A 16016-nucleotide genomic window follows, 5' to 3' on the forward strand; every position below is an offset into this window, starting at 1 on the left:
TCCACTCGTGCTCAGTTTTAGCACTCTTGCACTTTGAGTGCTAGTTTTCCGACGGCCTCTGCCGCGAGTTTTCGCGACCCACTCCGATCGCTCCCCGCTGATCACTCCCCGCGGAGAACGTCACCAACATACTTAGCGACGACGGCAACGTGCGACATCGTACCTGGATAATCCATAAATGTTGGCCCGACGACACCTAAGCCACCCAGCCGCTCAGCCGCCCCGCCATACCCAGCAGACACAATCGACGCGCCCCGGAGCTCTTCGGTTTCGTTCTCCTCACCGATGGACACGTGCACGGACTCCAGATCCCGAGCAGCAGCCAGCAGTTTCAGCACCACCACTTGTTCCTCAAGAGCCTCCAGCACGGGCCGCAACGCGTTGGATCCCTCCTGAGTACGGGTCAAATTCGACGCCCCGGCAAGAATCAGGCGGTCGGACGGGCGTTCAACAAGGGTCTCGACAATCACAGTGGCGCACGCAACAATAACGGACCGCAGCTCACGCGGCGCATGAGCCACCAATGATTCCATCGCGTCCGGAGCTTCCGCCAGGGTCCTGCCGCTCAACGCGCGGTTCACCGCGTCGCGAACGCGCGGAACATCCTCGGTCGGAATTTCCGACGTGACCTCCACATTCCGCTGTTCCACACGTCCCGTGTCCGTAATTAACACCAAGAGAAGGCGGTGTGGCGTCAGCTGCACGATTTCGCAGTGCTTCACATGGCTGACGGTCAGCGTCGGCACCTGAACCACAGCAACTTGCCTGGTCAGCTGGGCGAGCAACTGGACGCTGCGTCGTAAAACATCCTCTAAATCAACACCATCTTGGAGGAAGGACAAAATGGCGCGATGCTCCGCCCTGGACAAAGGCTTAATGTCATGGATCGTGTCGACGAAAGCCCGGTAGCCCTTCTCCGTGGGAATGCGCCCGGAGCTAGCGTGCTGCTGCGTGATATAGCCTTCTGCCTCCAACACGCCCATGTCATTGCGGATCGTCGCTGACGAGACGCCCAATTTATGCCGCTCAACCAACGACTTCGAGCCCACGGGTTCCCGCGACGTAATGTAATCGGTCACGATGGCCCGCAACACCTCAGCACGGCGTTCTTGAGTTCCGGCCATCAGTACCTCCTTATCGTGTCGTCGACCAACCGTGGCCTTCGTGACAGGCCGCTGGCTCTGAGAGCCCGCTAGTCATCTTCACTCACCAGGATATCGGTGATGATCCCATCCGCTAATAAACGCCCACGATTCGTGACCGCCACCCGACCGCTAGAAGGACGCCACAACAACCCGTCATCAATAAAACGCTGCACGCACGAGGTTGTTGATTCAGGCAGCTGGGATTCCTCGATCCCCTCGGCCAACCGCAAGGCCAACATTACGCGCTCCTCATGACGTTCAGAGGGCGACAAGTCCTCAACACCCTTCAAGGCAAGCGCGTCCTCGCTCCCGCTGATCATCGCCGAGTACCGGGCGGGGTGTTTGACGTTAACAAACCTCTGGTTGCCGATGTGGCCGTGCGCGCCCGGGCCGGCACCCCACCAGTCGCCGTCGCGCCAATAGACCAAGTTATGGCGGCACTCACCGCCCTGACGCGACCAGTTGGAGACTTCGTACCAGGAGAAACCCTGTCCGCTCAGGGCGTCGTCGATAATGTCGTACCGACGGGCCAAGGTGTCCTCATCGGTTTCGATCAGCTCACCATGACGCACTTTGCGGAACATCGCTGTCCCCCGCTCGATAATCAGCGAATAGGCCGAGACATGATCAACATCAGCGCTGAGAACCGCATCGACCGAGCGCTTGACATCATCGTCCACTTCCCCGGGCGTGCCATAAATAAGGTCAAGGTTGACGTGCTCGAAACCCGCCCGGCGCGCCTCCTGAGCAGCGGCCACCGGCCTGCCGGGGGTGTGACGCCTGTCCAACACCCGAAGCACTTTTTCCGACGCCGACTGCATCCCTAAGCTCACCCGGGTGAACCCGGCCTCACGCAGTCCTGAGAAGAACTCTGGCGAGGTGGATTCCGGGTTGGCCTCCGTCGTTACCTCTGCACCTGGGCTCAAACCCATCGACGAGCGCACGGCGTTGAGTGCCCGCGTTAACCCCTCTGCCCCCACCAGGGATGGTGTTCCCCCGCCGACGAACACCGTATCGGCTGGTGGCAGGTGGTAGCGCTCGGCAGCTCGGGAGAGTTCACGCTCGACGGCATCGAGGTACTGGAGGACGGGCGAGGGTGCGTCGTCTTGAACACCCAATTCCCGCGGCGTGTAGGTGTTGAAATCGCAGTAGCCGCAGCGTGTCACGCAAAAAGGGACGTGGATATAAACCCCGAAAGAATCCTTCTTCTCAGGAGGCAAAGTGGCCACCTTGGCGGCGCGACGCCACACTCGCCACGATACGGTCCACCCGCGCACGCTCCTCCAAGAATGGCGGCGGGCAGGTTCCCCGCATCATCCGGGTAAACGGCGGATACGGCCAGGCCACGGTGTTCTTCCACGCGTCAATGGCACTGACTACATGGTCGTAGGCTCGCGCGAAAACGATCGACAAATTGGTTGACGAGGCATCATCCACGGCTAGGTTCGTCTGGTACTCCACCCAGCTGGCCACATCGGCGCACAGTCCCGACGCGGTCTCTGTGCGGCTCGTCAACGCGGTGCTCACCGCGTCCGCGTCCACCACCGTCGGGATGGGAAAGCGTTGAGCCAGCGATTCCGCGGTGACTTTGAGCGGCTCATTCGGCAGACCCGTCATCGGGCGACCAGAGCGTTCACGCGCCCCCGGCCCCGCCGAGAGCACCCCACTTTTTAGTCCCGACGTCAGAGCGCGGCGGATTCCGTCGAGTTCGGGTACCACGCTGCGAATATCCTCGCGGGCCTCGCGGATAATGACGTCACATTCTTCCAGGCAATCGTCGGCAAGATCTGCATCCCAATCAGCCAGGGCTTCACCGATGTTATCGATATAGGTGGCGACCTCGTCACCAATATCGGAGACCTCCTGAGTGAGCTCGCGAAGCCTTTCCGTGGCGCTACACCGAGCGGGAGACTCTTCAAGCACAGGCGAACTCCTCACAGAATCGACCGAACCAGGCGATGGGAGCAGGAGAAATCATGTCGGAAATGGGTGCTTCCGGACGATTGATCACTCTGCACAACCGGTATCAAATAGGGACGGGGATAACCATAAGGCAGCGGAGAGCCCATTGCACTGCGGCGCGCCGAGTGGTGGTTACTTCTGATACAGGTTCGCAATATCCCGAGCGAAGTGTTGCATCACCACATCCCGCTTGACCTTCAAGGTCGCGGTCAGTTCGCCCTCTTCCTCGGTGAAATCGCGGTCGAGAATATGGAACTTCTTGACGGCCTCCGCGTGCGACACCGTGCTGTTGGCGTCGTTAATGGCGTCCTGGATCTCTGCCCGCAACACCGGATTGGCGTGCAACTCGCGGTTGCTCACATTGTCATTAACACCGTGGTCGCGCTTCCACTTCTCCAGGGCGACCTCGTCGAGCGTGACGAGGCACCCGATGAACGGCTGACCATCGCCGACGAGCATCACTTGGCTTATCAACGGGTGCGTGCGCATGCGATCTTCCAACGGGCCAGGCGACACATTCTTGCCGCCCGCAGTCACCAGCAATTCCTTCTTCCGGCCGGTGATCTTGAGATGCCCGGAATCGAGGATCTCGCCTAGGTCGCCAGTGTGGAAGTAGCCATCGTCATCGAAGCATTCCTTGGTTGCTTCCTCGTTATTCCAGTAGCCATCGAAAATGATGGGGCCCTTTAGGCAGACTTCTCCGTCGTCGGAAATGCGGGCTGAGCAGCCGCCGGACGGGCGCCCCACGGTTCCGATGATGTTGTCGTCGTAGTTGACACAGAATGCGGCGGTGGATTCCGTCAGACCGTAGCCTTCGTACACGGTGGTTCCGATGCCACGGAAGAAGTGGAGGAGCTCGGGGTTCATGGCTGAGCCGCCAGAGATGCCATATTGCACTGCCCCGCCCATGGCGGCGCGCACCTTGCGGTAAATGAGTCGGTCGTAGAGGGCTCGACGCCATTTCAGGACTCGCGATGGACCTTCCTCATCTAAAGCCTTCGAGTACTGAATAGCTGTCGCCTCAGCGCGCGAGAACAATAGCGCCCCTAATGGGCCTTTACTCTTCGCTTGAGCCTGCACACCATTACGGACTTTTTCGAAGACTCGCGGGACGCCAAGGATCATATTCGGCTGCGCGCGCTGGAATTCGATGCTGATCGTGGAAAAGTCAGACCAGTGAGATTGCTGTGCCCCACCGATAGCCATTGCCAAAGAAATGGCCCGCGCAAAAACGTGCGCTAGCGGGAGGAACGTAATGTACCGCATGCCAGGCCGGGCGATCGTCCGGGCGATGTTGTGGGTCAACAGAGAACGCGCTTCGCCTAGCCAGTTAGCGTGAGTGAGCCGGCACCCCTTTGGCCGGCCCGTGGTACCGGAGGTGTACACCAGGCTCGCTAAGTCAGAGGATTTCGTTGCATGAATCCGCTCCCAGACGGCATCATCGGACACATCGCGACCTTCAAAAGCAAGAGTATCCAAGGCTGAGGAATTAAATTCCAGAATGCGTCGAAGTTTAGTTGGGGAACCTTTCAAGCGCGGTTTTCCGTCGCTATCCAATTCCAAGAACCGCATAAGTTCGGTGTGCTCACGAGTTTCCGTAATCGCGAAAACGGTTCCTGAATCCTCGATAATCCATTGAATCTGGCTTGCCGACGACGAACCATAAATCGGAACAGTCACCGCCCCCGCAGCCCAGATGGCGAAATCCATGACTGTCCACTCGTATCGCGTTTCCGACAGCAATGCGACACGATCGCCGTGCTCGACGCCGTTGGCAATCAGCCCCTTCGCCACAGCCATAACCTCGGCAATGAACTCTTCCGACGTCACACTGACCCACTCAAAATTCTTGGGGCGAGTGAATAACGCCAGCTTGGGGCGTCGTTTATTATTGTCCAGAACTGCGGTCAAACAGGTTTCATTCTCGCCCACTGAGTAGAGAGCCTTGGTCGAGCTTTCTTGCATTGTTCAATAACCTCCGAATACCTGGCTGTGTGACCTACGCTACTTTTGTGATTGGTGAATAATCTACGCTATTCCTCCCACTCAATGTGGGGGATCAAATAATTAATGCTATCCCCCACCACATCCAGGCCACCACCCCCACAAGCAGCACTCATTTTCCCGACGGCCGCCATTAACCCCCGCCAGGTCCCCACGCGAGCCTGTTCAGACATCATCTTTCTGCAAGAATGGCCCCGTGACCTACTCAGAAAAACTCCGCTCCCTCAGCGCACACTGTGGCGTTGCAACGTCCTATACCGACTATCGCGGCTCCCACGTGGACGTCGCCGACGAAACACTCGAGGACACCCTGCACGCCCTTGGCCTGAGTTTTTCCCACGACGACGCCGGCATCGATGCAGCTAGCCAATACTTTTACACCAAAGAAGCCACCCGCTCCCTTCCCCCCACTATTATTGGAGTCGAAGGCGAGGACGTCACCTTCCCCGTTCACGTTATCGACGGCGAGCCCGTGGACGTCTGGGTAGTCACCGAAGACGGACAACGATATGACTGCCACCAAATTGAGGATCTCACCCCCGCGAGACACGTCGATTATCCCGTTGACCATGCTGGGGAGCCACTTACGGATAGTGAATCCGAGTCAGGCGCGGCCGCTCATGCTCCCGGTGCGGCGAGCTACGGGCAGGCGTCATTTACTCTCCCGAAAGACCTGCCACTGGGATGGCACACCATTTATGCGTCCTCCCCCACACGCGGCCAGGCAGAAACGACGCTCGTTATTATGCCCGCCCGCCTCTCTGCCGCCGACGACCTCGTCGCTCATCCCCAAGCGGGCTTGATGGCGCAGCTGTATTCAGTTCGCGATTCCGGGGCCTGGGGAATTGGGGATTTCTACACCCTGGGTACGCTCGCCCGCCATGCTGCAGAGCAGGGGAGCTCGTTTATCCTCACTAACCCACTTCACGCTGCGGAACCTGCTCCGCCGGTGGAGGATTCCCCGTACCTTCCCACAACGCGTCGCTATATCAACCCGATTTATATTCGTCCCGGCGCGATCCCTGAGGCCGCTCACCTCCCCGACGACGCCGCCGAGGCTCTGCAGGAACGGGGTCGTCGTCATTACCCAGAGAACACGTCGTCGGCCTATATCAACCGGAACCCTATTTACGCCGACAAGTTGCTGAGCTTGAAAGACATTTACGACGTCGAACGGTCGGCGACGCGGCAACACGCGTTCGATACCTTTGTTGAGCATGAGGGCGAGGGCCTCACCCACTTTGCACAATGGTGCGCTGACCAGGCAGAACCGTGGTGGCGTGAAAAGCTCGGCCATGGCGAGGACGACGATTCGTTCCCTCCCAGCGACTATTGGGTTGGCTTTTACCAGTGGCTCCAGTGGATCGTCGACGAGCAGCTGGAAGCAGCCGACGTGACCGCACGTGATAGCGGAATGAGTCTCGGGCTGATGGCTGATCTCGCGGTGGGAGTCCACCCGGGTGGATCGGACGCGGAAGCGCTGGCCCCCTACCTAGCACCCGATTGTTCGGTAGGCGCACCGCCCGATGGGTATAACCAAGTGGGTCAGGACTGGTCCCAACCCCCGTGGCACCCGTGGAAGCTAGCGGAAGCAGGGTATCGCCCGTGGCGTGACCTGTTGCGCACTGTCCTCCGCCACGCCGGAGGTATCCGGGTTGACCACATCTTGGGGCTCTTTCGCCTGTGGTGGATACACCGCCCTGTACCTGGAGAGGCAGCTGATCCCCGCGCCGGGACGTACGTGAACTACGACCACGCGGCGATGGTGGGCATTCTTGCGCTGGAGGCGGAACGCGCCGGTGCCGTCGTCGTCGGTGAAGATCTCGGCACATTCGAGCCGTGGGTTCAAGACTATTTGCAATCGCGCGGCATCATGGGGACGTCGATTCTCTGGTTTGAAAATGACGACGATGCGCCGCGTCACTCCGAGAATTATCGACGCTTGTGCTTGGCGTCGGTCACGACTCATGATTTGCCCCCGACCGCCGGATACTTAGACGGCGAGCACGTGACGCTGCGCCAGAAGCTGGGAATATTGACGTCGGATCCGGAAGAAGAGGATGCGAACGACCTGGAGTGGCAGAACCGCGTTCTTGACACGGTGCGCGAGCACGGTGACTTCGACGGGACTCCTGCCGACGTGTCCTACAACGGGCTGGCGCGGGATGAACGGCCAGATTCGTCGGCCATTATTGCTGGGCTTCACAAATTCCTGGCGGAGTCGCCCGCGGCGCTGACCTGCACGAGTTTGGTCGACATTGTTCACGATCGGCGAGTACAGAACCAGCCGGGAACCACGGCTGATATCTACCCCAACTGGAGGGTTCCGTTGTGCGATGGTGATGGGAATGCAGTGGTGCTGGAGGACCTATTTAGGTCCGATGAGTGGGCGCAGCCCTATTTCCACTCGCGGCGGTGACGCGCACTAGAAATGCGCCACGAGGTAGGCGACCACGATAACCGCGATGAGGAGAAAGAGGAAGTTTCTCACCTGGGAATTCTTCACGAGTCCTCCTTCCCATCATCGCCGTCCGCTGTCAGGTTGCGATCGTTAATTGCATTCTCGATCGGTATACCGACCTTATCAACAAGGTGAAGAATGGCCCACGCCACACCCATCGACACAACGACGACAATCGGTATAACGATGGGAGCTTGGCCCCACACGGATAAAGAGATAATCCATTGCTCTGCCGAATTCCATGCATCCGCAATGGACTGAGACAACGACGAAGGGGCCGAGGAAACGAGCGCGGTGCCGTGTATAGCAGCGCCATGCACGTCCGCCGATGCTGCACCGGATAAAGCTAAGACATCAGGATGGATCACCATGGCACGATCCCCGCTCCTCCTCGATACAGTTTCTTGGTCACGTTCTCAGTCAAAGGACCTTCGGCCAGACGGCTCCTATTATGCACGCCTTCGACGCTCGGTAAGGCCTCAAGCCTCCTGCCATAAACGTGATTGAATGGTTCTATGACTTCGGAGCCGCCTACCGAACCGTCGAAGGATACGACGGCCCTCGACGACCGCGCGGAAGATAGCCACGCAGAGGGCACCCACTCGCCTTCCACAGGTGACGATGCTCGGGCTCGTCTCTACGCCTCCACGGCTGAACTCTACGATCTCGTGGCGGCTCGCTTGTCTTCCCGACTCATCCGCGCGTACTCAACGTCGTTTACCTTATCGACGCGTCTGCTTGGCCCACGAGTTCGGCAGGATATCCACAATCTCTACGGAATTGTCCGCGTGGCCGATGAAGTTGTCGACGGCGCAGCAGGCGGCCATGGTCTTCCCCCTGAGCGCATTCGGGACGTCCTCAACGACTATGAACAACGCGTTCGCGAAGGCTGCGCCACCGGGTTTTCGACCGATCCGATCATTCACGCGTTCATTGGCACAGCGCGGTCATGCGACATCAAAAACAGCCATCTTGCTGCTTTTTTCCAATCGATGCGCGCCGATATTCCCGCGTCGTACTCCGCCCACCAAGCACCCCAGTCCACAACGGTGTACGACGCCGAGACCCGCGACACCTACATTTATGGTTCAGCGGAAGTCATTGGCCTCATGTGCCTGTCGATTTTCTTGCGCGACGAAACACCATCGCCCGCCGACCGTCGGACGATGGAACAGGGTGCTCGCCACCTCGGGGCAGCGTTTCAAAAAATCAATTTTCTTCGGGATTATGCGGCGGATAAGGACGGCCTGAACCGCGATTACGTCGCGCACGGGCAGCCTCTCAATGACGAGACCAAAGACTCTTTTCTAACTGAGATCTACCGCGATTTATCTATCGCGCACCAGGCTATTCTGCTCCTACCCGCGAGCTCACGCCTCGGAGTACGCGCTGCATATGCACTCTTTTTGAAGCTTACCCATTCACTTGAGCACACACCGGCTCAGAAGGTGACCTCCTCCAGGATCCGCGTGGGGAATGCCACCAAACTTCTTACGACGGCACAGTCCATAGTGGCCGGAGAAACTCGCCGCTTCCGCACACGACATCGCCGCGGTACCAATTCTTGACGCTCCCTTCGTCTTCTCAACGCAACCTACGTCGCCGTGGCCAGCGTCGGCAATAATGACTAGACCTGCCAGAAGGATGAGGTTTACATGGGTGGGTTTGAGCCGAACTGCCCAGGTCATTCCCCTGAATATGTTTCATGTCACCGATAACGACTATCCTTGCTGCCATGCCTGGCCACCAACTTTCCACCCTCTCGATAGAGGAACTGCGTGCCCGCGGAACAAGGAAGTGGACTCATTTTCCTCCCGACGTGCTGCCCGTCTGGATCGCGGAATCCGACTTTGATACCTGCCCGGCCGTGATCGACGCTGTTAACGCCGGTGTTCGTCGGCAATATTTCGGTTATCCACCCGAACTTCCCGAGCTCGGGGAAGCCCTCAGTTCGTGGTGCCACGACGCATATGGGTGGGACGTTGATCCGACTGCCATCGTAGGCGTGCCCGACGTGGTTCGAGGTCTTCGGCTGGCCATCACACATTTCACAGATCCGGGTAGCCCCATCGTCATCCCTACCCCTGCATATATGCCATTTTTCGCACTGCTGGACGTGTGCGACCGGCCTGGAGTGTTCGTCCCCATGATCCAGGACACCGCGACCGGCCGGTGGGTGTTCGACCTCGACGGGTTGGAGCAGGCATTCGCCAGTGGTGCTGGCAGCATGATCCTGTGCAACCCGCACAACCCGTTAGGCACCGCTTTTACTGTCGACGAACTTCGCGCGGTGACTGACCTTGCAGCCCGCTATGACGTGCGCGTTTTCTCTGATGAAATCCACGGGCCCCTGGTTTACGATCGCCCGCATATCCCGACGGCGAGCGTGTCCGAGACCGCTGCCCGCGTGACGATCACCGCCACCGCTACATCAAAAGGGTGGAACACGGCTGGCTTGAAATGCGCGCAACTGATCTTCACAAACCCCGCCGATAAATACGTGTGGGATACGCGCATTAACTTCCTGGATAAGGAGGGTGTATCGACGCTCGGCCAGCTGGCAGCGATCGGGGCGTACACGAATGGCCGGAAATGGCTCCGGGAGGAAATTGATTACCTCCGCGACAACAAGAACCTTCTTGTTGAGGCTCTCAACCGGATTCCGAATGTGCGCACTACTAACCCAGAAGCAACGTTTTTGTTGTGGGTGGACATGACCGATGTGGTTATTCCCGCTGTGTCGGAGCAGGCGCGAGATGGCGAGGACAACGAGACCGCCGACGAGGGAATAACGTTCGGCGAAAGCATCCGACGCGGCGGTCTCAACCCCGAACAATGGCTGGTCAAACACGCGAAGTTAGCACCTAATGACGGTGCTGCTTTCGCTGCTCCTCCCTCTGAATCCGCACAGGGGAACAAGGCACAGGGGAACGATAACGAGCCCCAACCACTCCCCCACGGATTCGGATGTATTCGGATCAATTTCGCAACCTCGCGCGACATCTGTGAAATGATTGCCACTACGTTGACCCAGCTCTTCGGCTCCACCGAGGATCCGAATGGCACACCACGTCACACCACACCGAAAGGTGTCCCAGAGGCTCACTAACCACCAACGCTAACCACCAACGAATCACCCATGGTCGGACTTTTCACAGCACATACGTCGACAACCTCGACGTCGAAGCGTCGGAAATTGCAACACCTCGCCACAGTCACCGCAACAACCACGGTGGCGGCCCTCTCACTGTTCCTCGGCGGGTGCAGCGCGGGCCACACAGCGGTCCAAACGGGACGCGTCGCCTCCGACGACTCCGCCGTCATCGCGCTGACGGCAGCCCCCGCCACCCTTGACTTCACAAAATCCGGCGGCGCGGCGATACCGCAGGCGTTGATCGGGAATGTGTACGAAGGCCTGGTCCGAATATCGTCCCAAGGAGATATCGAACCCCAGTTGGCGACGTCATGGGACCTCTCCCCGGACCGCACCACCTACACCTTTCACCTGCGGAAAGGAGTGCATTTTTCCAACGGCGACGAGTTCACCGCCGACACCGCCAAGTTCAGTATCGACCGAGTGAAGTCAGACGCGTGGACCAACGGGCTCAAATCGGGGATGAAACCGGTGACGCGCACCCAGGCCGTCGATAAATACACGTTGGCTGTCACACTCTCCGCGCCCAGTAACGGCTGGCTGTGGTCCATGGGCACACTCATTGGGGCACAAATGACACCCCACGGCGTCGACAATTTAGCCACTAAACCCGTCGGGACCGGGCCTTTTACCGTCGACGAGTACAAAGTCGGCCGGTTCCTCACGTTGACGGCGAACAAGTCATATTGGGGCCGGCAATCGGCCACCCGCCATGTGGCGTTGCGCTATATGACAGATTCCACCGCGACAGCGAATGCGCTCCGATCGGGTGACGTCGACGCGATTGTCGGGATGGATGCCCCGGAGATGGTCTCGTCCTTCCGCGACAACAATCGGTATGCCGTCGATGTTGGTACGACAACCGGCAAAGTGCTGCTGACCATGAACAATAAGCGTGCGCCGTTTAACGACGTCCGCGTCAGGCGGGCGGTGATGTACGCGATCAACCGGCAAGCGGTGATCGATACCGCGTGGGGCGGTTTTGGTGAGGACACCGGTGGCGTGCCTGCCCCACCAACGGATCCGTGGTCATACCACTCCACCGAGTACCCCTACGATCCTGACCGGGCTCGGGAGTTGCTATCCGAAGCCGGCGTCCACGACGTCGATATCACCTTCACTGTCCCGGCCCGCGCATATGCAACCAATGCTGCAGAGCTCATTATTTCTGAGCTGGAGGACGTCGGAATTCATGCTCATATCGAATCGCAGGAATTCCCCGCCGTGTGGTTGTCCCAAACTCTAACCCAACATGACTACGACGTGTCCATCATTGAGCACGCTGAGGCCAGGGACATTCCCACATTGTTCGGAAACCCTGACTACTACCTCGGTTACGACGACGAGCAAACACGCACACTCTTGTCCGCTGCGGATGCCGCGCCACCTGATGAGTACGCGCCCCTCATGCGCAAAGCTGTTGATCGGATCATGAATCAAGCAGGTGCTAACACGATATTTATCTATCCCAACATCGTTGTGCGGGATAAAGATCTCACCGGTATCCCCACGACTATTGCCGGGCAGGGGCTGGAACTCGCTGGTATTAGCCGCACCCATCACTCGACCGCACGGAGCGAATCATGACAGCTCATGTACGCATCGTAGGCAGGATCGCTCTGCGCTATATCGTGTCCCTGTGGGCAGCGTCGGTCATCATTTTCATGATCATGCGGCTCATTCCAGGTGATCCCGCGGAGGTTTCCCTGGGTGAGACCGCGACGCCACAAGCTATCGAATCGATGAAGCACACGCTGGGGACCGATCGACCGCTGATCACACAGTACTTTTCGTGGATCACCGGGATGCTGCATGGGCACTTCGGGGTCTCATACTCCAGTGGAACGGACATCGGGCCAATACTGATGGACCGGACGGCGGTCAGCCTCATTCTGGTTCTGACCAGCATGGTTCTTGCCATTGCACTCGCCGTCCCCCTGGGGACCTGGGGAGCCATGCGTAACCACAAACCGGACGGCACGGCCCTGTCGGTGCTGGCGCACGTGGGTATCGCTATCCCCAGTTTCCTCGCCGGCATCCTGTTAATCTCGCTTTTTGCCGTCCACTGGAGCATCCTCCCCGCTAATGGCTGGGTTCCCCCGAACCAGTCCTTCACCGGTTTTCTCCGACGGCTCATCCTTCCGTGTTGCGCGTTGGCGTTCATTCAGGCAGCGATCCTGACGCGCTATGTTCGATCGGCCGTCTTGGAGGTTCTACACCAGGAATACATCCGTACCGCCAGGTCAACGGGCTTATCGACGCTTCATGCCCTCGTCGCCCACGGTGCGAGGAATGCAGCTGTGCCCATCGTGGCGGTCATTGGCGTGAACATGGCCACGCTTGTCGTCGGAGCTGTGCTCATTGAGCAGGTGTTCGTCATCCCCGGGTTGGGATCATACGTCCTTGATGCGGTGAATAGTCGCGACATGATTACCGTCCAAAGCTGCGTCATGATGCTGGTCACCATTACGCTCACCGTCACGCTGGCTACCGACGCCATAGCGGCACTGATTGACCCCAGAATGTCGAGGTCACGCCTTGTCTAACGCACGCACACATGCACCACGTTCCGGGAGACCGAATCCAGTGATGGCAGGGAAGAATGGACGATTGAAGGCGGTGACCCGCGCCAACCACCGCGTCATGTTTATGGTTGGGGCCGCCGTAGTGAGCCTGGTCGTCCTCGTCGCGCTGATATCGCTGGTCTGGACGCCGTATGGCCCGCAAGAGGCTAACCCGGCATCGGCACTACAACCGCCGAGTTGGGACCACTGGATGGGAACCGACCGATACGGCCGGGATACGCTATCGCGGATCATGGTCGGATCCCAGATCTCACTCGAAGTGAGCGTTCTCGCGGTCGCAATTGGTGCCGGCGTCGGCGTTCCGCTCGGGATACTTGCCGCAGTCCGCGGAGGGTGGCTCGATTCTTTCATCATGCGGCTGTCGGATTTAGCGCTGGCATTCCCGGCTCTCCTGTTGGCGATTATCGCCGGATCGGTTGTCGGCGTCGGCACGTCGTCAGAGATGGTTGCCATTGGGATTGCGTTTATCCCCAGCTTTGCTCGCGTATCCCGCGCGGGCACCCGCCAAGTTCTCAGCCAGGACTACATTTTGGCCGCGCGAAGTGCGGGAATGGGATGGCTCTCCATCGCGACGAGGCATATCGTGCGTGGAATTACCGGCCTCATCATTGTCCAGGCGACGGTTTCCGTGGCGCTCGCCATTCTGGCTGAGGCAGGGTTGTCATTCTTGGGACTGGGCACACCGCCGCCGCAGGCTTCATGGGGCCGGATGCTCCAGGACTCGCAAGTTTTCCTCGATTCGCACGCGGAGCTGGCTCTATGGCCGGGGCTCGCTATCGCCCTCACAGTGCTGGGGTTCAATCTTCTTGGCGACGGGCTCCGCGACATCCTCGATCCGTTTTCTCACCGGGCAATGTACGACGCTCCAGCCACGAGTGCGACTCATGGAGAGGCTGAGCAAGGGCCGAAATCAGAGGAGGCGTCGCGAGAAACAGCGCTGGAGTCAGCGGCGGACGAATCGTCGTCGGCAATTTTGCAGGTGAGAGACCTGTCATTGACCACTCCGCGTTCTGCAGATGCTGCCACGAACGCGCGTCGATTAGTCGACTCTCTGAGCTTCAGTCTCGAACCCGGTGCCAGGCTCGGGCTCATCGGCGAGTCCGGATCGGGGAAATCGTTAACGGCACTGGCGATCATGGGGCTTTTGTCCGACGATGTGCGCCCGTCCGGATCGATCATGTTCGCTGGCAACGAAATTGTGGGCGCTGCTGATAGCACCCTCAGCCAGTTCCGAAGCGTGCGCATGTCGATGGTTTTCCAAGAGCCTATGACCGCGCTGAATCCGCTCATGACCGTGGGCAAACAGATCGAACGCGCATGTCGGGCCGGCACCCGAGAGGACAAGCGTGCTGGGCGGAACCGCCGTTCGTCTGGTCACAGCCGACGGGAGCGTGAGGCTAAAGTCCGTGAGCTTCTTGAGTCGGTGGGGCTCCCCGAGCGCGCTTATTATTCGTATCCGTTTGAGCTCTCCGGGGGCCAACGCCAGCGAGTTCTCATCGCGATGGCGTTTGCGAATGACCCTGAGCTTCTCATTTGCGACGAGCCAACAACGGCCTTGGATGTCACAGTTCAGCGGTCTATTTTGATGCTGATCAACCGACTTGTTCGCGAAAACAACACCGCGCTGCTGTTCATCACGCATGATTTGGCGGTCGTTGCGAACATGTGTGACAACATCCTGGTCTTGAAGGATGGGGTTCCGCGCGAATACGGGCCGACAGAGCGCATCTTGCAGCATCCTCGGGATTCCTACACAACGATGCTGGTTCAGAATGCGCACGTTCATGACATTCGCGAGGAACACGATGCACAGGGTCACGATGCGTCCGCCGAACATGATGCACGCGACGAAGCTTCCCCAACGCCGTCGTCAACCGATCCTCTCCTCCAGGTCCGCCATGTAAGCCAGGTGTTCGATCAACGTCAGAACCGCTTTGGGCCGTCGTCGGCAATCACTGCTGTCGACGATGTGACATTAGACATCCACCGGGGCGAACGCCTTGGCATCGTCGGCGAATCTGGATCGGGCAAAACTACCCTGCTGAAGATCATGGCGGGGCTCACCCGGCCGACATCCGGCGATGTCCGTGTCGACGGGCGCGCCATTACCAATCCGCACGATATGAGCCGCTATGGGCAGGTTGTCTTCCAGGATCCGCGTGGTTCTTTGGATCCCACCATGACTATTGGCGATTCGCTCGCCGAACCACTGCGTGCGCAACCACATCCCCTCCCCCGAGACGAGCAGCGCGACCGCATAGTCACCGTGCTCGAGCAGGTAGGGCTAGACCCGTCTGCAATAGACCGGTTCCCTCATCATTTCAGTGGTGGCCAACGCCAGCGGATTTCACTTGCCCGCGCGCTGACTACCCACCCGCAGATTCTTCTTGCCGACGAGCCCGTCTCGGCGCTGGACGTCACCGTGCGGAACCGCGTCATTGCGCTTCTCGACGAGCTTGCCGAAGACTATGGCCTGACAATGGTGTTCTTATCGCACGATCTTAACGTTGTGCGGCACATTTGCGACACGGTCGCTGTGATGAAGAACGGGCGGATCGTCGAAAAGGGAACAAGCGATCAGATTTATCGCGATCCTCAGCATGAGTACACGAAGGAACTGATTAGCGCTGCCCGCCAACCGGTCTCACCGACATAAAGCTCAACACAAATCTCAACCGCCCGTGACAGGGCGGCTGGTAAGCTCG

The 16016-nt window shown here is 59.0% G+C and carries 11 protein-coding genes; 6 read left to right on the forward strand and 5 right to left on the reverse strand.

Going from position 1 to position 16016, the window contains the following annotated elements; genetic code table 11:
• Positions 1-101: 101 nt before the first annotated feature.
• The 4 genes from hrcA to CKROP_RS06580 all read right to left on the reverse strand — a co-directional run bounded on the left by hrcA (position 102) and on the right by CKROP_RS06580 (position 5072).
• Positions 102-1127: a heat-inducible transcriptional repressor HrcA gene (hrcA, locus tag CKROP_RS06565; protein ID WP_041628858.1), complete on the reverse strand. Its 1026-nt coding sequence runs from the start codon at positions 1125-1127 to the stop codon at positions 102-104.
• A gap of 65 nt (positions 1128-1192) precedes the next feature.
• Positions 1193-2365 (reverse strand): radical SAM family heme chaperone HemW, encoded by a 1173-nt coding sequence (gene hemW, locus CKROP_RS06570; RefSeq protein WP_012731957.1) that lies wholly within the window; start codon positions 2363-2365, stop codon positions 1193-1195.
• Entirely contained in the window at positions 2355-3068 is a 714-nt protein-coding gene (locus CKROP_RS06575; RefSeq protein ID WP_012731958.1) for a hypothetical protein, read from the reverse strand. Before CKROP_RS06575 ends, hemW begins: the two co-directional genes overlap by 11 nt.
• A 171-nt stretch (positions 3069-3239) precedes the next feature.
• Complete coding sequence (locus tag CKROP_RS06580; RefSeq protein WP_012731959.1) at positions 3240-5072, reverse strand: AMP-dependent synthetase/ligase; 1833 nt, start codon at positions 5070-5072, stop codon at positions 3240-3242.
• A 235-nt stretch (positions 5073-5307) separates the two neighbouring features.
• Between CKROP_RS06580 and malQ the strand changes: the two genes are divergently transcribed.
• Complete coding sequence (gene malQ, locus CKROP_RS06585) at positions 5308-7530, forward strand: 4-alpha-glucanotransferase (protein WP_012731960.1); 2223 nt, start codon at positions 5308-5310, stop codon at positions 7528-7530.
• Positions 7531-7613: 83 nt separating this feature from the next.
• Here the strand turns inward: malQ and CKROP_RS06590 are convergent, their stop codons facing one another.
• Entirely contained in the window at positions 7614-7943 is a 330-nt protein-coding gene (locus tag CKROP_RS06590; protein WP_012731961.1) for a hypothetical protein, read from the reverse strand.
• A gap of 144 nt (positions 7944-8087) precedes the next feature.
• Here CKROP_RS06590 and CKROP_RS06595 point away from each other — a divergent pair, with 144 nt between their 5' ends.
• The 5 genes from CKROP_RS06595 (at position 8088) to CKROP_RS06615 (ending at position 15967) form a co-directional block, all read left to right on the forward strand.
• Entirely contained in the window at positions 8088-9140 is a 1053-nt protein-coding gene (locus CKROP_RS06595) for a squalene/phytoene synthase family protein (RefSeq protein ID WP_012731962.1), read from the forward strand.
• A gap of 167 nt (positions 9141-9307) precedes the next feature.
• Entirely contained in the window at positions 9308-10681 is a 1374-nt protein-coding gene (locus tag CKROP_RS06600) for a MalY/PatB family protein (RefSeq protein WP_169302957.1), read from the forward strand.
• Positions 10682-10711: 30 nt separating this feature from the next.
• The gene (locus CKROP_RS06605) at positions 10712-12313 is read left to right on the forward strand and encodes an ABC transporter substrate-binding protein (protein ID WP_012731964.1); all 1602 of its coding nucleotides are present in this window, start codon (positions 10712-10714) and stop codon (positions 12311-12313) included.
• Positions 12310-13272: an ABC transporter permease gene (locus CKROP_RS06610; RefSeq protein ID WP_012731965.1), complete on the forward strand. Its 963-nt coding sequence runs from the start codon at positions 12310-12312 to the stop codon at positions 13270-13272. The genes CKROP_RS06605 and CKROP_RS06610 overlap by 4 nt, the downstream gene beginning before the upstream one ends.
• A 43-nt stretch (positions 13273-13315) precedes the next feature.
• Positions 13316-15967, forward strand: a complete 2652-nt coding sequence (locus CKROP_RS06615; protein ID WP_052292379.1) for an ABC transporter ATP-binding protein/permease — start codon at positions 13316-13318, stop codon at positions 15965-15967.
• Positions 15968-16016 lie beyond the last annotated feature (49 nt).

This window comes from Corynebacterium kroppenstedtii DSM 44385 (genome assembly GCF_000023145.1).
Classification (GTDB): domain Bacteria; phylum Actinomycetota; class Actinomycetes; order Mycobacteriales; family Mycobacteriaceae; genus Corynebacterium; species Corynebacterium kroppenstedtii.

Bases quoted from the DNA above. Each gene is read 5' to 3' on its own strand.
- CKROP_RS06590 (WP_012731961.1), bottom strand. From the start codon at position 7,943: ATGGTGATCCATCCTGATGTCTTAGCTTTATCCGGTGCAGCATCGGCG.
- CKROP_RS06615 (WP_052292379.1), top strand. From the start codon at position 13,316: ATGGCAGGGAAGAATGGACGATTGAAGGCGGTGACCCGCGCCAACCAC.
- CKROP_RS06600 (WP_169302957.1), top strand. From the start codon at position 9,308: ATGCCTGGCCACCAACTTTCCACCCTCTCGATAGAGGAACTGCGTGCC.
- CKROP_RS06580 (WP_012731959.1), bottom strand. From the start codon at position 5,072: ATGCAAGAAAGCTCGACCAAGGCTCTCTACTCAGTGGGCGAGAATGAA.
- CKROP_RS06605 (WP_012731964.1), top strand. From the start codon at position 10,712: ATGGTCGGACTTTTCACAGCACATACGTCGACAACCTCGACGTCGAAG.
- CKROP_RS06595 (WP_012731962.1), top strand. From the start codon at position 8,088: ATGACTTCGGAGCCGCCTACCGAACCGTCGAAGGATACGACGGCCCTC.
- CKROP_RS06610 (WP_012731965.1), top strand. From the start codon at position 12,310: ATGACAGCTCATGTACGCATCGTAGGCAGGATCGCTCTGCGCTATATC.